This is a genomic window from Saccharopolyspora sp. NPDC003752, assembly GCF_053605825.1.
The window spans coordinates 584,743-603,918 of sequence record NZ_JBSGJZ010000001.1 but is presented as its reverse complement, the minus strand read 5'-3'; the positions used below and the strand labels follow the sequence as shown (position 1 = coordinate 603,918).

Here is a 19,176-nt window from a genome sequence, read left to right as displayed (position 1 = left end):
TCCGCCCGGTCCCATTCCGAACCCGGTAGCTAAGCTCCCCAGCGCTGATGGTACTGCACTCGACAGGGTGTGGGAGAGTAAGACACCGCCGACACTTTATGTGGGAAGGGTCCCTTCTTTTCCGGTTTACCGGAAAAGAAGGGACCCTTTTCTGTTCCCGGCTCCGACGCGTCGTCCTGTGACGGGCGGTTCGGGTGTGATGCGGACTACAGTCGAGGCGTGGACCATGCCAAGCTCACGAGCGACCAGCGCACGCTGAAGCCTCGCAGCAGCGAGGTCACCGAAGGAATGGAGCGGGCCGCGGCGCGCGGGATGTTGCGCGCCGTCGGCATGCAGGACGCTGACTTCGCCAAGCCCCAGATCGGGGTGGCGTCCTCCTGGAACGAGATCACCCCGTGCAACCTCTCGCTGCAGCGCTTGGCGCAGGCGGCGAAGGAAGGAGTGCACGAGGCCGGCGGATACCCGATGGAGTTCGGCACGATCTCGGTGTCCGACGGCATCTCGATGGGGCACGTCGGTATGCACTACTCCCTGGTGTCCCGGGAGATCATCGCGGACTCCGTCGAGACCGTGATGGAAGCCGAACGGCTGGACGGTTCCGTCCTGCTCGCGGGCTGCGACAAGAGCCTGCCGGGCATGCTGATGGCGGCGGCGAGGCTGGACCTGGCGTCGGTGTTCGTCTACGCCGGCTCGATCCTGCCGGGCCGCGTCGACGACCGCGAGGTCACCATCATCGACGCCTTCGAGGCGGTGGGGGCGTGCGCGCGCGGTCTCATCACGCGTGCCGAGGTGGATCGCATCGAGCGCGCCATCTGCCCGGGCGAAGGTGCCTGCGGGGGGATGTACACCGCGAACACGATGGCCTGCGCGGCCGAGGCTCTCGGCATGTCCGTGCCCGGGTCGGCCAGCCCGCCGTCGGTGGATCGGCGCCGTGACGCGGGTGCTCGCGAAGCCGGCCGGCTGGCGGTCGGCATGCTGGCCCGGCAGTTGACCGCGCGGCAGATCCTCACGAAGGAGGCGTTCGAGAACGCGATCGCCGTGACGATGGCCTTCGGCGGATCGACCAATGCCGTGCTGCACCTGCTCGCGATCGCCCGGGAGGCCGAGGTCGACCTGCGACTGGACGACTTCAACCGGATCGGCGACCGCGTGCCGCACCTGGCCGACGTCAAACCGTTCGGCCGGTACGTGATGCCCGCGGTGGACCGGATCGGCGGCGTGCCGGTGATGATGAAGGCCCTGTTCGATGCGGGCCTGCTGCACGGCGACTGCATGACGGTGACCGGCCGCACCGTTGCGGAGAACCTCGCCGAGCTCGACCCGCCGGACCTCGACGGCGAGGTGCTGCACCGGCTTTCGAACCCGATCCACCCGACCGGCGGGCTCACGATCCTGCGCGGATCGCTCGCGCCGGACGGCGCGGTGGTCAAGAGCGCGGGCTTCGACTCGGCTAGCTTCGAGGGCACGGCGCGCGTCTTCGACGGCGAGCAAGGGGCGATGGATGCCCTGGAGGACGGCACGCTGAAGCCCGGGGACGTGGTCATCATCCGCTACGAGGGCCCACGCGGCGGGCCGGGCATGCGGGAGATGCTCGCCGTGACCGGTGCGATCAAGGGCGCCGGTCTCGGGAAGGACGTGCTGCTGGTGACGGATGGCCGGTTCTCCGGCGGCACCACGGGGTTGTGCATCGGGCACGTGGCGCCGGAGGCGACCGATGGCGGACCGATCGCGCTGGTGCAGGACGGCGATCCGATCCGCCTCGACCTCGCCGACCGGACCCTGGACCTGCTCGTCGGCGACGAAGAACTCCTGCGTCGTCGGGAGAACTGGTCGCCGCCGGCACCGCGGTTCCGCAAGGGCGTGCTCGGCAAGTACGCGAAGCTGGTCGGCTCCGCGGCCGAAGGAGCGGTCTGCGAGTGATCAGGCCTGCAGGCCCTGCTGGGCCTGGGCCTGGAGCTGTTCCGCCATTTCCTTGGTGATCGGAGACGTCGTGCCGCACCAGGTGCAGGTCAGCGCGTACCGGGTGCTGGTCGGGAACAGCGGGATGAAGAACAGCGTGAACTTGGTGACGCCCTTGTTGAGGGTCGTCGCATATGTGCCGCGGCAGCCCGGGCAGACGAGCAACAGGCTGGCCAGCCGCTGGACGGTGCTCCGGAATCCCCAGATGATCAAGCTTTCCTCCCCAGTGCGGTGTGCGATCGCCAGCTGACGCTAGGGCAGGTGCCGGCGGGCCGGGGCTCGAACGGGGTGGGTTGCTCCATCGTCGACGGGTGGGAGTGATCACACCCGAACGAACGGCCTGTTCACTCCGTCTAGCGGCGTGAACAGGCCGTTCGCTTCAACTTGCCGGCGTCAGTCCCACTGGAGGGAGCCGCCGGACTGGTACTCGATCACCCGGGTTTCGAAGAAGTTCTTCTCCTTTTTCAGGTCCATGGCCTCCGACATCCACGGGAAGGGGTTGTCGGCCTCCGGGAACACCGGCTCCAGGCCCAGCTGGGCGCAGCGCCGGTTGGTGATGAAGTGCATGTACTGGGCGCAGAGCTCGGCGTTGATGCCGAGCAGGCCGCGCGGCATCGTGTCGCGCCCGTAGGCGATCTCCAGCTCGCAGGCCTCCGCCAGCATCCGCCGGACCTCGGCCTGGAACTCCTCGGTCCACAGCTGCGGGTTCTCCAGCTTGATCTGGTTGATGCAGTCGATGCCGAAGTTCAGGTGGATCGACTCGTCGCGCAGGATGTACTGGTACTGCTCGGCGATGCCGACCATCTTGTTCCGCCGGCCCAGCGCGAGGATCTGCGCGAACCCGGTGTAGAACCACATGCCCTCGAAGATCACGTAGAACGCCACGAGGTCGCGCAGGAACGCCTGGTCGGCCTCGGTGCTACCGGTGGCGAAGTCGGGGTCCTCCAGGCTGCGGGTGTACTGCAGCGCCCAGGCGTCCTTGTCGGCGATCGACGGGATCTCGCGGTACATGTTGAACAGCTCGCCCTCGTCGAGGCCGAGGCTTTCGCAGATGTACTGGAAGGTGTGGGTGTGCACGGCCTCTTCGAAGGCCTGCCGCAGCAGGTACTGGCGGCACTCGGGGTTGGTGATGTGCCGGTAGACGGCGAGCACGATGTTGTTGGCCACCAGGGATTCCGCGGTGGCGAAGAAACCGAGGTTGCGCTTGAGCAGCAGGCGCTCGTCGGCGCTGAGGCCGTCGGCGGACTTCCACAGCGCGATGTCGGCCTGCATCGAGATCTCGGTGGGCATCCAGTGGTTGTTGCAGCCCGCCAGGTACTTCTCCCACGCCCAGCCGTACTTGAGCGGGAGCAGCTGGTTGACGTCGGCGCGGGCGTTGATCATCGCCTTGTCGCCGACGGCGACGCGCCCGCCGGAGCGGTCGATCTCGCCGAGCCCGGCGGCCGACGAGGGGGATTGCAAGGAGGTCATGCTGTGTTGCTCCATGGGAAATCGCGCGGTTCGAGCCCGCGCGTCGAACAGGACTTGACCTGGGCTCCGGCCCCCGGTTCCCGCAATTTCAATGAGGTTTTTCCAACCTCAATTTGCGTGGCGGTGCGGGTGGCGGAACCTCAGAGGCTCCCTGACTGTGGGTGCCCCTCCTGATGTATGTCCAATACACGGCGGAGGGGCCGTCCTCGCCAGGAAGCCTCTGAGAACCCGCGGCGGTGCCAGTGTCGTAGGTGGGCTATGCGCCTGCGGCGCATGCGACAGCCCATCGACGTGTGGCTTTGCGGCCCGCGGTTGCGGGCCGTCCAGGATGAAAAAGGCTCAATGGAAATCGGACCTTCGGCTTCCATTGAAATTGCGGCGGGATGCCGGGTGAAAGTTATTGGCAGGCTTCGCAGTCGGGGTCTTCGACCGAGCAGGCCGCGCCGGCCGCCGCGGTCGGGATCTCCGCGACCGGGACCGCAGTCGGGACCGCAGTAGGGGTCGCCGTCGGGACCGCGTTGAGCTTGCCGTCGGTACCGCGCAGGGTGCTCTTCTCCACGTGGGTCGCGCTGGTGGAGCGCAGGTAGTACGTGGTCTTCAGGCCCTTGTGCCAGGCGAGCCGGTAGAGCTCGTCGAGGGTGCGGCCGCTGGGCCGGCTGACGTAGAGGTTCAGCGACTGCGCCTGGTCGATCCACTTCTGGCGCCGCGCCGCCGCCTCGACCAGCCAGCGCGGCTCGATCTCGAACGCGGTGGCGTAGAGCTCCTTGAGCTCCTGCGGGATCCGGTCGATCGGCAGCAGGCTGCCGTCGTGGAACTTCAGGTCCGCGACCATCGCGTCGTCCCACAGCCCCACGCGCTTCAGGTCGGCGACCAGGTGCGGGTTGACCACGGTGAAGTCGCCGGACATGTTCGCCTTGACGTACAGGTTGCGGTAGACCGGCTCGATGGACTGGTTGACGCCGCAGATGTTGGAGATCGTGGCGGTCGGCGCGATGGCCATCACGTTGGAGTTGCGCATGCCATCGCGCACCACCCGCGCCCGCAGCGCCTCCCAGTCCAGCGTGGACGACCGGTCCAGGTCGACGTCGCCGTCGCGGGCCTCGGCGAGCAGTTCGAGCGAGTCGATCGGCAGGATGCCGCGGCTCCACAGCGAACCGTCGAAGGACTCGTAGCGGCCCCGCTCGGCCGCCAGCGCGCTCGACGCGGCGATGGCGTGGTAGCTGATCTGCTCCATGCTGCGGTCGGCGAACTCCACCGCCGCATCCGACGACACCGGGATGCGCTGCGCGAACAGCGCGTCCGCGAAGCCCATCAGCCCCAGCCCGACCGGCCGGTGCCGCAGGTTGGACCGGCGTGCCTCGGGGATCGTGTAGAAGTTGATGTCGATGACGTTGTCCAGCATCCGCACGGCGGTGCGGGTGGTGCGCTCCAGCTTCTCGGCATCGATGCCGTCGGCCGTGACGTGCCGGGCCAGGTTGATCGACCCGAGGTTGCACACCGCCACCTCGTCGGTGCTGGTGTTCAGGGTGATCTCGGTGCACAGGTTCGAGGAGTGCACGACGCCGTTGTGCTGCTGCGGCGAGCGCAGGTTGCACGGGTCCTTGAAGGTGATCCACGGGTGGCCGGTCTCGAAGAGCATGGTCAGCATCCGCCGCCACAGCTCCACCGCGCGGACCCGCTTGAACACCTTGATCTCACCGCGGTCGGCGGCCTGCTCGTAGGCGCGGTAGCGCTCGGCGAACGCCTTGCCGTAGAGGTCGTGCAGGTCAGCGGTCTCGTCCGGGGAGAACAGCGTCCACTGCTCGTCGGCTTCGACGCGGCGCAGGAACTCGTCGGGCACCCAGTTCGCGGTGTTCATGTCGTGGGTGCGGCGGCGGTCGTCGCCGGTGTTCTTGCGCAGGTCGAGGAATTCCTCGACGTCGACGTGCCAGGTCTCCAGGTACGCGCACACCGCGCCCTTGCGCTTGCCGCCCTGGTTGACCGCCACCGCGGTGTCGTTGGCGATCTTCAGGAACGGCACCACGCCCTGCGACTTCCCGTTGGTGCCGTTGATGTGGGCGCCGATGCCGCGCACCGGCGTCCAGTCGTTGCCCAGCCCGCCGGCGTACTTCGACAGCAGCGCGTTGTTGCTGATCGAGTGGAAGATGCCGGACAGGTCGTCGTCCACAGTGGTCAGGAAGCAGGACGACAGCTGCGGCCGGGTGGTGCCGGCGTTGAACAGCGTCGGCGTCGAGCACATGAAATCGAACGACGACAGCAGGTGGTAGAACTCGATGGCCCGCGCCTCGCGGTCGTCCTCGCGCAGCGCGAGACCCATCGCGACCCGCATGAAGAAGGCCTGCGGCAGCTCGAACCGGGTGCCGTCGTGGTGCAGGAAGTACCGGTCGTAGAGGGTCTGCAGCCCGAGGAAGCCGAAGGTCAGGTCGCGTTCCGCCACCAGCGCGCCGCCCAGCCGCGCCAGGTCGAAAGCGCCCAGTTCCGGGTCCAGCATCTCCAGCTCGATGCCGCGCCGCACGTAGTCGGCGAAGTACTCCGGGTAGTGGGCGCGCATCTCCTCCTGGTCGGCCTCCTGCGGCTCCCCCAGGTAGCTCAGCGCCTCGCGGCGCATCCGGTCCAGCAGCAACCGGGCGGTGACCTGCGAGTAGTTCGGTTCGGTCTCGATCAGCGTGCGCGCCGCCATGACCTGGGCCAGCGAGAGCTCGTCGTCGCTGATGCCGGTGTAGCCGGTGCGCCGCACCTCGTCGAGCACGGCTTCGGCGGACACGCCGGACAGCCCGGCGCAGGCTTGGTGGACCACAGTGGACACACGGGTCCAGTCGTTGAGTGTCGCCGTCACGGGCTTTCTCCCTCGCGAGCTCGGCGGACCACGACGGCGCGCGAGGAGACCCGCGGCGGCAGCCGCTGGTCGTCCGCGCAGACCCGCCCTCGAGGTCCCGGACAGCACGCTTCGCGCGTGCACCGGCGGCAGGTCTTCGGACTCACGGGCGGCCTAGTGGTCGTGGCTTCCCGGGCTGTTCGCCCAGTGCTCTACCCGCTGCCGTTCGGCAGCGGGGTCACGACTTTCGTTCCCGTTCACCGCTGCGGGGCAGTCTCGGATTCGCACCGGGTTCCCTCTTGCCTCACCGGACGCCTCCGGTGAACCACCAGCGATCAACACACTACATGTTGGGTTCGGGGGCGGCGCGCATGGGCAGATAGCGGCTTGGCGCGGTACCGGTCGACAGTCCGGGCGCGGTGGCCGAGACTGGGCGGCCGGGGGCTGGCGAAAGGGGACCCGGTGGACGAGGCGAAGCTTCGGTCGTTGCTCTCGGAGCTGACCGTGGCGGACAAGGCGCGGCTGCTGACCGGAGCCGACTTCTGGACCCTGCACCCGATGCCCCGGATCGGGCTGCGGTCGCTGGTGCTCTCCGACGGCCCGAACGGGGTGCGCGGCACGACCTGGGACGAGCGCGACACCTCGCTGCTGTTCCCGGTGGCGTCCGCGCTGGCGGCGACGTGGGACCGGGCGGCGGCGCGGACCGCGGGGGAGATGTTCGGCGACGAGGCGCGCCGCCGGGGCGTGCACGTGGTGCTGGCGCCGACCGTCAACGTGCACCGAAGTCCTTTCGGCGGAAGGCATTTCGAGAACTTCTCGGAGGATCCGCTGCTGATCGGCGAGATCGGCGCCGAGGTGGTGGCGGGCATCCAGTCGCGCGGGGTGGCCGCGACGCCGAAGCACTTCGTGGCCAACGACAGCGAGACCGAGCGGCTCAGCTACGACGCGATCGTCGACGAGCGGACGCTGCGCGACCTCTACCTCAAGCCGTTCGAGCGGATCATCGCGAAGGCGTCGCCGTGGGTGCTGATGGCCGCCTACAACTCGGTGAACGGCAGCACGATGACCGAGAATTCCGCGCTGGTGAACGACATCCTCAAGGGCGAGTGGGCGTGGGACGGCGTGCTCGTGTCCGACTGGTTCGCCACCCGCTCGCTCCAGGCGGCGGCGCTCGGCGGTCTCGACCTGGCGATGCCCGGGCCGAAAAGCCCCTGGAGCGACGGGAAACTCGCGAAGGCCGTGGAGCAGGGCGGAGTTCCCGAGTCGGTGCTCGACGACAAGGTCCTGCGCGTCCTGCGGCTGGCCGACCGCGTCGGCGCGTTCGAGGACTCCGAGCCTGGCGGTGGCGGTCCGCCGGAGGAGGCCCGGCCGGTCATCCGGCGGCTCGCAGCGCAGGGATTCGTGCTGCTGCGCAACGAGGTCGTGTCGGATGCGCCGCTGCTGCCGATCGACCCGAAGGTCGCCAAGGTCGCGGTGATCGGCGAGAACGCCACCATTCCGGCGGCGCAGGGCGGCGGTTCCTCGCACGTCAGCCCGCCGCACGTGGTGACTCCGCTGGACGGGCTGCGGGCGGCGTTGCCGGACGCGGATGTCGTGTACCAGCGCGGTGTCCGGCACCGGCGGCTGCTGGACGTGATCCCGGGTGCGGAGGTCGCCGATCCGGCGGGCGAGGGCAACGGCCTGCGCGTCGACTACCTCGGTGCCGACGGCGAGGTGCTCGAAAGCGAATTGCGCGGCACCGAGCGGCTGCTGTGGCTCGGCGGGCTGCCTGCCGGGACGAAGTCGTTGCGGCTGCGGGGGAATCTCCTGCTCGACGTCGGCGAGCACGTGTTCGGGGTGAACGGCACCGGCGGCTTCCGCGTCGAGCTCGCGGGCCGGGAGGTGCTGGCCGCGGACGTGGTGCGCGCGGACGGGATCGACGATCCGATGGGCGACATGCTGGAGCCGCCCGAGCAGCGGTTCAACGTGGTGATCGTGGAATCGGACCTGGACGACGCCGGCCGGGCCGCGCTCACCGTGGAGTTCACCCCGCAGAGCCTCGATGCGCTGGTGGCGGTCGGAATCGGGCACCGCGCACGGGAATGGGACGACGCCAGCGAACTCGCGGCGGCCCTCGCGGTCGCCAGGGACGCCGATGTCGCGGTGGTCGTGGTCGGCACCAACGACGAGGTCGAGACGGAGGGCCGCGACCGCGACTCGCTGGATCTGCCCGGCGCGCAGAACGAGCTGATCCGCAAGGTCGTGGCGGCGAATCCGAACACCGTCGTGGTGGTCAACGCCGGTTCGCCGGTGCTCATGCCGTGGGCCGCCGACGTGCCCGCGGTGCTGTGGACCTGGTTCGGCAGCCAGGAGTACGGGGACGCGCTGGCCGATGTGCTGCTGGGCGAGGCGGAGCCCGGCGGCCGGTTGCCGACGACGTTCCCCGCCGAGCTCGCCGACGTCCCGGTCCCGCTGCCAGGTGTGCAGCCGGTGGACGGCGAACTGCATTACACCGAGGGAACCGTGGTCGGCTACCGCGCGTACGAAGACCGGGGCGTGACACCGGCGTTCCACTTCGGACACGGGCTCGGGTACACGACCTGGCAGTACCTGGAGGCCGTCGCCGAAGGCGAGGGCGTGCGGGTCAAGCTGCGCAACACCGGCGACCGAGCGGGACGCGAGGTGGTGCAGGTGTACGCCGCGGAGCCGCTGCGGCTGGCGGGGTTCGCCGTCGCCGAGGCCGAGGCGGGAGCCGAGGTGTCGGTGGTGGTGGACGTCGAGCCCGGGGCGGGCGAGCTGCGCGTCGGGCGCAGCGCCGGCGATCTGCGGCTCGGCGCAGCGAAGAGCCCGTGAGTCCGGTGGACCCATGGGCTCTTCTCCGGGTCACTGCTGGGCGAAGGCCTTCTGCAGGTCGTCCAGGACCAGGTTGGCGGCGATCGGGCCGAGGCCGAGGTACCAGGTGTCGTCCTGGACCTCGATGGCCTTGCCGTTCTTCACGGCGTTGAGGGTCGTCCACTGCACCGAGTCGACCACGCCGGTCATCTGCTGCTTGGCGCTTTCGCCGTAGGCGGCGTAGAACAGCTGGTCGCCGTCGGCCTGGGAGATCTGCTCGCGGCTGATCTTGGTGTGGGTCTGCTCGATCTGCTGGTTGTCGGGGCGGCCGAAACCCGCGTCGGCCAGGATCGTGCCGATGAAGGAGCCCTTGCCGTACAGGCGGATGTCTCCGGGGATGAACCGCAGCATGCTGACCTTGCGGGCGGCCGGGTCGCCGACCTGCTTGCCGATGTCGGCGGCGCGCTGCTGATAGGCGTCGAGGATCCGCTGCGCCTCGTCCTTCTTGCCCAGCGCTTCGGCGTCGAGCAGGAAGTTCTGCTTCCAGGTCTTGCCGACGGTCTCGGCGAACACGGTCGGCGCGATCCTGCTCAGCGCCTCGTAGTTCTGGTCGTCGCGGACCTTGCTGGAGAGGATCAGGTCCGGCTGGAGCGCCGTGATCTTCTCCAGGTTGGGGGAGCCGATGGTGCCGACGATCTCGATGTCACCGGCCTTCTCGGCGAGGTACGGCTGCAGCGTCTTGTTGGCGTCCGGCAGCACGGTTCCGATCGGCTTGACCCCCAGCGCCAGCACCGCGTCGAGTTCTCCGGTGTCCAGCACGACCACCCGCTTCGGGGTGCCGGTGATCTTGGTCTGGCCCTTGGCGTGAGTGACGATCCGCTCGGTGCCTTGGGGCGCGGGGGACTGCTCGGGGGTCGACGTGCCGCACGCCGCGGCGGTGCCGAGCGCGAGCACGGCGGTGATGACCGCGAGCAGTCGACGAGGACGGAACATGGTGCTCCCTGCCTGTCCGGTTGGCTCCAAAAGTTTGGCAAGCCTAACCTGAACGGAGTAGTGAAACCAGCATTGAGAGCGTTCTCACGCGGAGATCGCCGAGCTGCGATGATCTTGGCGTGGTAGAGGGGCGGATGTGGATTCGTTGATCCCGCGCGAGCGGGCCGAGATCGCCCCGGGCGCGGTGCACGTGCCCGACTGGCTGGACGTCGAGCGGCAGCGCGAACTGGTCGTCGCGTGCCGGGAATGGGCGCGTTCGCCGGCGGGCCTGCGGTCGGCGCGGCTGCCCAGCGGCGGCGTGATGTCGGTGCGGACCGTGTGCCTCGGCTGGCACTGGTATCCCTACCGCTACTCGCGAACGGTCGACGACGGCGACGGTTCCCCGGTCACGCCGTTCCCGGACTGGCTCGGCGAGCTGGGGCGCAGAGCGTTGGCCGACGCCTACGGCCGCGCCGCCGAGGACTACCGGCCGGACGTGGCGCTGGTCAACTTCTACGACGCCGACGCGCGGATGGGCATGCACCAGGACCGCGACGAGCGGAGCCGGGAACCGGTGGTGTCGCTGAGCCTCGGCGACAGTTGCGTCTTCCGCTTCGGGAACGCGGAGAACCGCAACAAGCCGTGGACGGACGTGGAGCTGTGCTCGGGCGACCTGTTCGTCTTCGGCGGCCCGTCCCGGCTGGCCTACCACGGGGTGCCGAAGACGTTCCCGGGCACGGGACCGGAGATCGGCATGGCGGCGGGCCGCCTGAACATCACCCTCCGAGTGTCCGGAATGGACTGAGGAGGCCCGCGACCCGTGTGCACTTCGTGCGGGTGGGGCCCAGGGGTCAGAGCGTGGTCAGGAACATGTGGGCCATGCCCAACGACAGGACCAGTTCGGTCGCGGCGCCGAACCGGCGGCAGGCCGGAGGGGGCCGCAGCAGATCGGTGCCGGCGAAGCCGGCGCTGAGCAGGCTGTAGATCATCAGCACCCAAGCGACGAGCGGAAACGCGAAGCCGGCGGGATGGGCGTCGAAGACGCCCGGAGCGCCGCCGTGCGAGTGCCCGTGCGAGTGCCCGGAGGGCAACGAGAACGCCTGCGAAGCGGCGGAGTGAGGCCGCGAAGCGGCGAACATGTAAGCCATCGCCAACGAGCCCACGAAGTGGTGCAGGTAGGCGAGAGCGGGACGCCGGCGCAGCGCCAGCAAGCCCAGCCAGGCGGAGCCGGCGACGAACACCGCGGCCCACAAGCCGGCGGGGAGCAGGGGTGGCAACAGCATGGCGCTCATCCCGACGCCCATCAGCGCGCGGGAGAACTCCGAGCTGCGATCGGAGCCGGAACCCCGGCGAAGGGCAAGAACCAGCCGAACCAAGCAAGCCAGGGTCACCGCGAAGACGAAGAAGCTGATCAAGGACCCGAAGAAGGCCAAGCCGCAGCAACCCCCGATCGGTAGCCAACCCCCAGATCCTTGGCCAAGAACCCCCAGCAAAACCAGGTCCGACCGGGTACAACCCCGATCCCCACCGGCAACCACGCCGCAACGACCACCAACCCAAGCCAAGAAGACAAGGAGAGCGGCCATCCGATCCGAGAGTCAGGTCCCCCAGCGAGGCGAAGCCGAGCAGGGCCAGCGTGCAAGGAAGGTGACGTCCCCCCACCGAGCCGAGAAGGGGAACCACCCAGAAGGAAGGTGACGTCCCCTCACCAAGCCGATTAGGGGAACCACCCAGTCCGAAGGATGCTTTATGGCCCAGGAGCTACCCAGGCCCGGAAGCCAACCCAAGGCGACCCGAGAACGGAAGCCGAACACCGCACCGTGGGGGGCCTGGGGGGCTCGGCCCCCCAAAACAATGACGAGATATGGAAAAAGCGAAACGCCCCGCGTAAGCAGGGCGTTCCGCATATCGAGTGCGCCAACAGGGACTCGAACCCCGAACCCGCTGATTAAGAGTCAGCTGCTCTGCCAGTTGAGCTATTGGCGCTGGCTGCCGGTCAGTTCTGATCCGTTCGGTTCGGTTCCCTTTCGGTTTCCGTTCCGGCCGGTCTCCCTGGCGACGTGGAAAACATTAGCACGGTCGTGTGGGGGTGCCGAACAGGGGGGTCGGTTTTGGGTTCGACGAGGTTGCCGGGGTGGGAACGCAACCTCGGGGTGGGGCGTTGCGTCTCTATGGAGGGCGATCGGCCAGGGGCGGTCACCCGGTGTGCATCTTGTGGTCCCTTCACACACTGTCGGGGCATTGCTGCACACTGTTCACAGGCGTAGTGGCGCATCGGATCGGACGGACTGTTGCCCATGAGGGAGTGGCGTAATTCGGTCGGGGTTCCCGTACGGGTTTCACGACTGTTGACAATGTTGATCTTCGGCTTGGTGGCGTTGCTCGTCGCCGGCTGCAGCGAATCGGGTTCGGGGACCACTCCGGCGTCCGATGAGGTGCCGCCCGCACCGACACTGGAACTGGCACCGCAGAACGGCGCCAAGGACATCTCACCGGCCGGGCCGATCAAGGCGACGGCGGTCAACGGCAAGATCGTCGAGGCGGTGCTGACCAACTCGGAAGGCGCGAAGCTGTCCGGTGCCATCGCGCCGGACGGGGCGAGCTGGACGGCGGGCGAGAAGCTCGGCTACGGCAAGACCTACACGCTGTCCGTGACCGCGCAGGGGGCGAGCGGGCCGGCCATCACCCAGCAATCCACCTTCAGCACGGTCTCGCCGGGCAAGAAGAGCTTCGTGTCGATGAACCCGCTCGACGGGCAGACCGTCGGCGTGGGGCAGCCGCTGGCTTTCTACTTCAGCCAGAACGCCCCGGCGCCGGACAAGGCCAAGGCCGAGGAAGCGATCAAGATCAGCACCGAGCCGGCCGTGGAGGGCGCGTTCTACTGGTTCAACAGCCGCGAGGTGCACTGGCGGCCGAAGGACTACTGGAAGCCGGGCACCAAGGTGTCGATCGACGTCGACGTGTACGGCAAGGACCTCGGCAACGGGGTCTGGGGCGAGGAGGACCGCAAGGCCACCATCACGATCGGCGATGCGGTCGTCCTGAAGGCCGACGGTGCCTCGCACCAGATGAGCATCGAGAAGAACGGCGAGGTGATCCGGACCATGCCGGTGTCGCTGGGCAAGCCGTCCTTCCCGTCCAACAACGGCGTGCACGTGGTCACGGAGCACCACGCCACCAAGGTGATGGACTCCTCGACCTACGGTCTGCCGATCGAGGCCGGCGGCTACCGCACCGAGGTGAAGTGGGCGGTCCGGATCTCCAACGGCGGCGAGTTCCTGCACGCCGCGCCGTGGTCGGTGGGCGACCAGGGTCGGCGCAACGTCAGCCACGGCTGCATCAACATGAGCATGGAGAACGCCAAGTGGGTCTTCGACCTGCTGAAGAAGGGCGACGTCGTGCAGATCACCAATTCCGGCGGGCCGAACCTGCGTTCCTGGGACGGTTTCGGGGACTGGCAGATCCCGTGGGACCAGTGGGTGCAGGGCAACAGGTGAGTTGGGCGTGAGCGGTTGTTCCCGGCGGCACCGGGAACAACCGCTCACCCCGAGCGACCGGGCAATGAAGAAAGGCCCCGTTCCAGCGGAACGGGGCCTTTCTTTGGGGTGAGTGACGGGAATCGAACCCGCGACACCTGGGACCACAACCCAGTGCTCTACCGACTGAGCTACACCCACCTCGGCCGCTCGGACCGGCCCTTTCGGACCCTTCCGGAGCAACGCTCACATAGTAGCGTGCGCTGTCACCGGGTTTTCCACCGGCTCCGGTTATCCCGGTGCGCGCTGGTCAGCGGCCGTTCTCCGGGGTCTCGCGGGCCTTGCCGGCGCCATCGCCGTTGAGCAGTTCGGCGGCCACCGCCTGGGCCTGTTCGCTGGTCGGCCCCGGCTGCGGGACGAACGCCGTCCGCCGGTAGTAGGCGAGCTCGCGGATGGACTCCCGGATGTCGGCCAGCGCGCGGTGCGCGAGGCCCTTCTCCGGCTGCGCGTAGTAGATCCGCGGGTACCAGCGGCGGCACAGCTCCTTGATGGACGACACGTCCACCATCCGGTAGTGCAGGTGGGCGTCCAGCCGCGGCATGTCGCGCGAGATGAAGCCGCGGTCGGTGGCGATCGAGTTGCCGGCCAGCGGCGCGGAACGGTCGACCGGCACGTACTGGCGGATGTACTCCAGCACCCGCTGTTCGGCTTCTTCGAGGGTCACCTCGGAGCGGCGCACCTCTTCGGTGAGCCCGGAGCGGTCGTGCATGTCGCGCACCACGTCGGGCATCCCGGCGAGCGCCTCGTCGTCGGCGTGGATGACGATGTCCACGCCTTCGCCGAGGATGTTGAGGTCGGCATCGGTGACCAGGGCGGCGATCTCGATCAGCGCGTCCTTGCCGAGATCGAGACCGGTCATTTCGCAGTCGATCCACACTAGACGGTCATTCACCCGAGGCAGCCTAACCCGCCACGGGACGTGATCGTGCAGCCGTGCCGGTCATGCCTCCAGGCGGGCGAGCAGCTCGCGCGGCACGACCTTGCCGGTGGCGTTGCGCGGCAGCTCGTCGAGGAACACCACATCGCGGGGCATGGCGAACTTCGACAGCCTGCCGCGAAGCCGGTCGCGCAGCTGCTCGGCGTCCAGGTCGCCGTCGGCGCGGAGCGCCACGAACGCCGCGAGCCGCTGCCCGAACTCGGCGTCGTCGACGCCGATGACGGCGGCCTCGGACACCTCCGGCATCCCGGCGATGGCGTCCTCGGTCTCCTTGGGGTAGACGTTCTCGCCGCCGGAGATGATCATGTCGTCTTCGCGGCCGACGACGAACAACCGCCCGGCGGCGTCGATGCGCCCGAGGTCGCCGGTGGACATCAGTCCGTCTCGGATCTCCCGGCTGCTGCCGTTGGTGTAGCCCTCGAAGAGCATGTCGTTGCCCGCGAAGATCCGCCCGGTCGCGCCGCGGCGCACCGGTGTCCCGTCCTCGCCGAGGATGCGCACGATCGTGCCTCGCGGCGGTCGGCCCGCGGTGCCAGGCGCGGCGCGCAGGTCGTGCGGTGTCGCGATGCTCACCCACGACACCTCAGTGGAGCCGTAGAGGTTGTAGAGCACCGGCCCGAAGGCGCGCTGGAACCTGGTGGCCAGGTCGGCGGGCAGCGCCGAACCGCTGCTCGCCACGATGCGCAGCGCATCGTGGCCGTACTTGGTGCGGATCCGTTCGGGGAGTTCGAGGATGCGCTGCAGCATCACCGGCACCGCGAACATCGACGTGCACTGGTGGCGCTCTACGGCGCTGAGCGCGTGCTCGGGATCGAACTTGCGGTGCAGCACCAGTGTCGCGCCGAGTACCGAGCCGAGCTGGAACGCGGCGATTCCCCAGGTGTGGAACAGCGGCGCGCTGACGAGCACTCGTTCGCCGCTGTGCAGCGGCACCCGGGACAGGATCGACGCCGCGGGGGCCAGCGCCGCCGGATCGGGGCGGCGGGCGCCCTTCGGGGTTCCGGTGGTGCCGGAGGTCAGCACGATCATCCGGGAGTGCCGGCCCGGCCGGGGCAGCTGCTTGGCCGGCGCGGTGGTGATCAGGTGCTCAAGGGTGTCGTGGCGGGTGGTGCCCTCGGTCCACGCCAGCACGGCATCGAGGTCCTCGGGCAGGTTCGGCAGGTGGCTGCGGAACTCGGCGTCCAGGACGAGCAGGCCGACCCGCTGCTCGGCGATCACGTCGACGAGCTGGCGGCTGCTCAGGCCGGTGTTGAGCAGCACCACGTCGACGCCGAGCTTGGCGGCGGCGACGATCGTTTCGACCGGACCGTGGTGGTTGCGGCACAGCACGCCGATCCGGGTGCCGCCGGGGACGCGGTCGCGCAGGCCGTTGGCCAACCGGGTGGTGCGCTGCGAGAGCTCGGCGTAGCTGAGCGCGCCGCGCTCGTCGATCACGGCCGGGCGGTCGGCGTGGCGCACCGAGCCGACGGCGAAGCCCAGCGGCGGCGTGATGCCCCAGCGCCGCCAGGCGAGGACGACCCGCAGCAGCTTGTCCGGCCGGAGTGGGCTGATCACCCCCTGCTTGGCCAGGACGAACGCCGTGTGCAGGCCGGACGTTCCGCGCCCGAGGAGCGCGGCTGATCGTTGCCAGAACGTGCTCACGCAGTCACCTCTCGGTCGCCAGGTTACCGGGAGTAGATAATGCCGTGAGCGGACTGCGCGGGGAAGGCCGAGATCACGAGAGCGGGAGCGGACCGTCGTCCGCCCCCGCCCTCGATGGGTGTTCACTCGAGCGTGGCGGCCTGCACGATCGCGTCGCGCAAGGCCGCCCGCAGCCTGCCGACCTCCAGCGGTGACAGCACTGCGGTCTCGCCCGGTGGGGCGATCAGCACGACGTTCTCCTGGTTGACGAACACCGCCATGTCCCGACGTCTGCCGGCGACATCGCGGCAGCTCACATGCCACTGCTTGGTGGGCTCCACGATCCCCAGCCTCCCTGTTGCAGTTCGCGCGCTCTGCCTCCAGCGCGCGGTATTGATCGAGGGACGCGGTTGGGTATGAACCGTGACGGCATATGCCAGCATCATTCGCGGGAGTGGCTCAGAACACATCTCCATCGGGTGGCCTGGAAACTCCGAGTGATCATTCACTCGGACGGCGGTTCCCGGAAAGGCAGAAGTCCGCAGCTCCGTTCGAAGCTGCGGACGTGAGTCGGTGGGCTGGGGCTCAGACCGGGCGGACCACCAGGCCGTTCGCCTCGGCGGTGAAGGTGACCGCCGCTTCTTCGAAGTCGGCGATCGGCAGCTCGTCGCGGACCAGCCGGTGCGGCGCGTCGAAGGCCTCCACCCGGATCTCGCCGGTGCTCAGCGTGCGCTCCGGGAAGTCCACGCCGCCGACCTTGACCTCCAGCTCGCTGCCCTGCACCGCGATGGTCAACCAACCGCCGGGCACCGTCAGCTGCTCGCCGTCGTAGGTCAGGGTGAGCCGGCTGGCGGCGGGGTCCTCGGAGCGGACGGCGACGTGCGAGATCGCGACGTCGCGGTGGCCCGAGTCGCCGGCCAGGGCGATCACGTCCCGCGTGACCTCCTCGGCCGGGCCGTCGCCCGGCTTCGGCGTGAGCACCGGGGCGCGCAGCTCGGCGGCCACCCGGTAGGGCTGCCACGAGCCGGCGCCGATCAGATTGACCACGGCGGTGACGTCGACGTCGGCCAGCAGCCGGGCGCTGCCCGGAGCCGGCGTCACCTCGACGGCGTCGACGTCGCGCCGGTTCAGCAGCTCGCGCAGCGCCTTCGCGCGCTGCCTGCTGTTGCGGTCGAATCCGCGGGTGATCGCCACCGTCCCCGAGCCGGCGGCCGCCACGGCGGCTTCGGTCAGGTCCGCCAGCGGGGCCCAGATCCGGGCGGGATCCTCCGGCCGGGGTTGCCGGCGGGAACGGGCGAAGCTCGGGGCATCGGTCGTGGTTTCCATCATCAACCACTTTAGTCCGCGATGAAGGGTCCCCTTGCCTACCGGTGGGTGCCTTCACGGTGTGAATTCGATCGCTGTGCCGATTCCGCTCGGGTCGCGTGGGCCGATCGGAGCAGGCGGGCGGCTGCGATCGGAGTGGTCCGGCCGCCGAACGGTCTTGTCGCGCGGCGCACCTGGGGCAATGCTGGGGCGATCATCTAGGGGGGGCGGGATGACCGAGGTGCACTTCCCCGAACTCGGGCGCAGGCAGGCCGGTCGCGATCCGGCGCGCGGCGTGCTGGTGTGCTGGCTGGTCGCGGACGGCAGCCGGGTGCGGGTGGGCGACCGGTTGGCGGAGATCAGGGTGGGCGGCGATCGCTGCGGCCGGACGGTCGGCTGGGTTTCCGCGCTGGCCACCGGCACGCTGTGGCACCAGGTGCGGCCCGGCGAGGTGCTCACCGCCGGCGTGGTGGTGGGCCTGATCGACTGAGAGCCGTCCGGGAGGCTGCGGCAGGGCGGCTCTTGCGCTTGGCACCGCTTCGCGGAACTGGTTCGGAAACAGCGAGGCGGGCGTGGTCGCGGGCCGGGCCCGGTTGTTAGGTTGGTGGCAGTGACGCGGGGTGCCCGGCTGCCGGGCTGAGAACAGACCCGTTGAACCTGACCTAGCTCGTACTAGCGGAGGGACGTCATGGTTCCCAATGTGCTGACCATCGCCGGCACCGACCCCAGTGGCGGAGCAGGCGTGCAGGCCGACCTGAAGACCTTCTCGGCGCACGGCGCCTACGGCATGTCCGTGATCACCGCGCTGGTCGCGCAGACGACCACCGGGGTTTCCGAGGTCCACGAGGTGCCGCCGGAGTTCATCACCGCGCAGCTGGTCACGCTGCTCGACGACGTGCGGGTGGACGCGGTCAAGATCGGCATGCTGGCCAATGCCGAGGTGATCCGCGCGGTGGTCGAGGTGCTCGACCGCTACGCGCCGCCGCACGTCGTGCTGGACCCGGTGATGGTCGCCAAGAGCGGGGACCGGCTGCTCGCCCCGGAAGCGGTCGGCGCGCTGCGCGAGGAGCTGCTGCCGCGGGTGGACCTGATCACCCCGAACCTGCCGGAGGCCGCGGACCTGCTGGGCGAGCCGGAGCTCACCGACCCCGCCGACATGCCCGCGCAGGCCGAGCGGCTGGCCGGGCTGGGGGCGAAGCAGGTGCTGCTCAAGGGCGGCCACCTCGACGGCGGGACCAGCGTGGACCTGCTGTACGGCGACGGGATCGCCGAGTTCCTCTCCAGCGAGCGGGTCGCGACCACTAACGACCACGGCACCGGCTGCACGCTGTCGGCCGCGATCGCCGCGCTGCGACCGCAGCGCGGCGACTGGCTCGAAGCGGTGCGCGAGGCCAAGGAGTACCTGACGGAGGCCCTGCGAGCCTCCGACCGGCTCGACGTGGGCCACGGCCACGGCCCAGTCCACCACTTCCACCACTGGTGGTGACCTTTCGGGGTTTCCAAGCTCGTTCTGCGTGGCGGTGCGGGTAGCGGAACCTCAGACGCCGTCTGGACTGTGGGATCCCCGACTTACGTATGTCCAATACGCGGCATCGGGGCTGTCCTCGCCAAGAACCCCTTCGGGGTGGGCACAGTCTGAGAACCCGCGGCGGTGCAAGTTGCGAGCGTGGGCTAAGCGGCTTCGCCGCTTCAAGAACAAGAGCCAAAACCGATTTCCCAAACACCTGTAGAGCCCTGTGCGCAAGGGCTTC

The 19,176-nt window shown here is 69.1% G+C and carries 15 protein-coding genes, 2 tRNA genes, 1 rRNA gene and 2 riboswitches; of the genes, 7 read left to right on the top strand and 11 right to left on the bottom strand.

Annotated elements, in window-relative coordinates; genetic code table 11:
- Positions 1–94, top strand: a 5S ribosomal RNA gene (rrf, locus tag ACWEV3_RS02880); the annotation flags it as partial.
- 125 nt (positions 95–219) lie between these two features.
- On the top strand, positions 220–1,920 hold the full coding sequence (ilvD, locus tag ACWEV3_RS02875; RefSeq protein WP_452612219.1) for a dihydroxy-acid dehydratase: 1,701 nt from the start codon (positions 220–222) through the stop codon (positions 1,918–1,920).
- Here the strand turns inward: ilvD and ACWEV3_RS02870 are convergent, their stop codons facing one another.
- From ACWEV3_RS02870 to ACWEV3_RS02860, 3 genes are all read right to left on the bottom strand, one after another.
- A complete protein-coding gene (locus ACWEV3_RS02870; protein WP_358576176.1) occupies positions 1,921–2,172 on the bottom strand; it encodes a zinc-ribbon domain-containing protein in 252 nt (83 codons plus the stop codon). It abuts the gene before it with no gap.
- Between the two features lie 180 nt (positions 2,173–2,352).
- Positions 2,353–3,444, bottom strand: coding sequence for a ribonucleotide-diphosphate reductase subunit beta (locus ACWEV3_RS02865; RefSeq protein WP_452612218.1), 1,092 nt, complete (start codon positions 3,442–3,444; stop codon positions 2,353–2,355).
- A 382-nt stretch (positions 3,445–3,826) separates the two neighbouring features.
- Positions 3,827–6,265 (bottom strand): ribonucleoside-diphosphate reductase subunit alpha, encoded by a 2,439-nt coding sequence (locus ACWEV3_RS02860; RefSeq protein ID WP_452612217.1) that lies wholly within the window; start codon positions 6,263–6,265, stop codon positions 3,827–3,829.
- 110 nt (positions 6,266–6,375) lie between these two features.
- Positions 6,376–6,589: riboswitch (cobalamin riboswitch) on the bottom strand.
- A 117-nt stretch (positions 6,590–6,706) separates the two neighbouring features.
- Between ACWEV3_RS02860 and ACWEV3_RS02855 the strand changes: the two genes are divergently transcribed.
- Positions 6,707–9,076, top strand: a complete 2,370-nt coding sequence (locus ACWEV3_RS02855) for a glycoside hydrolase family 3 protein (RefSeq protein WP_452612216.1) — start codon at positions 6,707–6,709, stop codon at positions 9,074–9,076.
- Between the two features lie 30 nt (positions 9,077–9,106).
- Here the strand turns inward: ACWEV3_RS02855 and ACWEV3_RS02850 are convergent, their stop codons facing one another.
- Positions 9,107–10,048 (bottom strand): ABC transporter substrate-binding protein, encoded by a 942-nt coding sequence (locus ACWEV3_RS02850; protein WP_452612215.1) that lies wholly within the window; start codon positions 10,046–10,048, stop codon positions 9,107–9,109.
- 136 nt (positions 10,049–10,184) lie between these two features.
- Here ACWEV3_RS02850 and ACWEV3_RS02845 point away from each other — a divergent pair, with 136 nt between their 5' ends.
- Positions 10,185–10,832 carry an alpha-ketoglutarate-dependent dioxygenase AlkB family protein gene (locus ACWEV3_RS02845; protein ID WP_452612214.1) on the top strand — a complete coding sequence of 216 codons (648 nt, stop codon included), beginning with the start codon at positions 10,185–10,187 and terminating at the stop codon, positions 10,830–10,832.
- A gap of 46 nt (positions 10,833–10,878) precedes the next feature.
- Here ACWEV3_RS02845 and ACWEV3_RS02840 read toward each other — a convergent pair whose 3' ends face one another.
- Together ACWEV3_RS02840 and ACWEV3_RS02835 are read right to left on the bottom strand one after the other, a co-directional pair.
- Positions 10,879–11,403, bottom strand: coding sequence for a DUF5134 domain-containing protein (locus ACWEV3_RS02840; protein WP_452612213.1), 525 nt, complete (start codon positions 11,401–11,403; stop codon positions 10,879–10,881).
- A gap of 537 nt (positions 11,404–11,940) precedes the next feature.
- Positions 11,941–12,013 (bottom strand) — tRNA-Lys (locus ACWEV3_RS02835).
- A gap of 368 nt (positions 12,014–12,381) precedes the next feature.
- Here ACWEV3_RS02835 and ACWEV3_RS02830 point away from each other — a divergent pair.
- Complete coding sequence (locus ACWEV3_RS02830) at positions 12,382–13,524, top strand: L,D-transpeptidase (RefSeq protein ID WP_452612212.1); 1,143 nt, start codon at positions 12,382–12,384, stop codon at positions 13,522–13,524.
- Between the two features lie 104 nt (positions 13,525–13,628).
- On the opposite strand, the gene ACWEV3_RS02825 is transcribed toward ACWEV3_RS02830, so the two are convergent.
- From ACWEV3_RS02825 to ACWEV3_RS02805, 5 genes are all read right to left on the bottom strand, one after another.
- A tRNA-His gene (locus ACWEV3_RS02825) sits at positions 13,629–13,704 on the bottom strand.
- A gap of 109 nt (positions 13,705–13,813) precedes the next feature.
- Entirely contained in the window at positions 13,814–14,455 is a 642-nt protein-coding gene (orn, locus tag ACWEV3_RS02820; protein WP_358576187.1) for an oligoribonuclease, read from the bottom strand.
- Between the two features lie 48 nt (positions 14,456–14,503).
- Positions 14,504–16,141, bottom strand: a complete 1,638-nt coding sequence (locus tag ACWEV3_RS02815; RefSeq protein WP_452612211.1) for an AMP-binding protein — start codon at positions 16,139–16,141, stop codon at positions 14,504–14,506.
- Between the two features lie 122 nt (positions 16,142–16,263).
- Positions 16,264–16,461: a hypothetical protein gene (locus ACWEV3_RS02810; RefSeq protein ID WP_093277877.1), complete on the bottom strand. Its 198-nt coding sequence runs from the start codon at positions 16,459–16,461 to the stop codon at positions 16,264–16,266.
- Positions 16,462–16,705: 244 nt separating this feature from the next.
- Positions 16,706–17,446, bottom strand: coding sequence for a hypothetical protein (locus tag ACWEV3_RS02805; protein ID WP_358576191.1), 741 nt, complete (start codon positions 17,444–17,446; stop codon positions 16,706–16,708).
- Between the two features lie 211 nt (positions 17,447–17,657).
- Here ACWEV3_RS02805 and ACWEV3_RS02800 point away from each other — a divergent pair, with 211 nt between their 5' ends.
- Complete coding sequence (locus ACWEV3_RS02800; RefSeq protein WP_452612210.1) at positions 17,658–17,915, top strand: hypothetical protein; 258 nt, start codon at positions 17,658–17,660, stop codon at positions 17,913–17,915.
- A 116-nt stretch (positions 17,916–18,031) separates the two neighbouring features.
- A riboswitch (TPP riboswitch) is annotated at positions 18,032–18,126 on the top strand.
- Positions 18,114–18,911: a bifunctional hydroxymethylpyrimidine kinase/phosphomethylpyrimidine kinase gene (gene thiD / locus ACWEV3_RS02795; RefSeq protein WP_358576195.1), complete on the top strand. Its 798-nt coding sequence runs from the start codon at positions 18,114–18,116 to the stop codon at positions 18,909–18,911. (Overlaps the previous riboswitch by 13 nt.)
- Positions 18,912–19,176: the final 265 nt, after the last annotated feature.

Bases quoted from the DNA above. Each gene is read 5' to 3' on its own strand.
- ACWEV3_RS02865 (WP_452612218.1), bottom strand. From the start codon at position 3,444: ATGGAGCAACACAGCATGACCTCCTTGCAATCCCCCTCGTCGGCCGCC.
- ACWEV3_RS02850 (WP_452612215.1), bottom strand. From the start codon at position 10,048: ATGTTCCGTCCTCGTCGACTGCTCGCGGTCATCACCGCCGTGCTCGCG.
- ACWEV3_RS02830 (WP_452612212.1), top strand. From the start codon at position 12,382: ATGTTGATCTTCGGCTTGGTGGCGTTGCTCGTCGCCGGCTGCAGCGAA.
- ACWEV3_RS02805 (WP_358576191.1), bottom strand. From the start codon at position 17,446: ATGGAAACCACGACCGATGCCCCGAGCTTCGCCCGTTCCCGCCGGCAA.
- ACWEV3_RS02800 (WP_452612210.1), top strand. From the start codon at position 17,658: ATGACCGAGGTGCACTTCCCCGAACTCGGGCGCAGGCAGGCCGGTCGC.
- thiD (WP_358576195.1), top strand. From the start codon at position 18,114: ATGGTTCCCAATGTGCTGACCATCGCCGGCACCGACCCCAGTGGCGGA.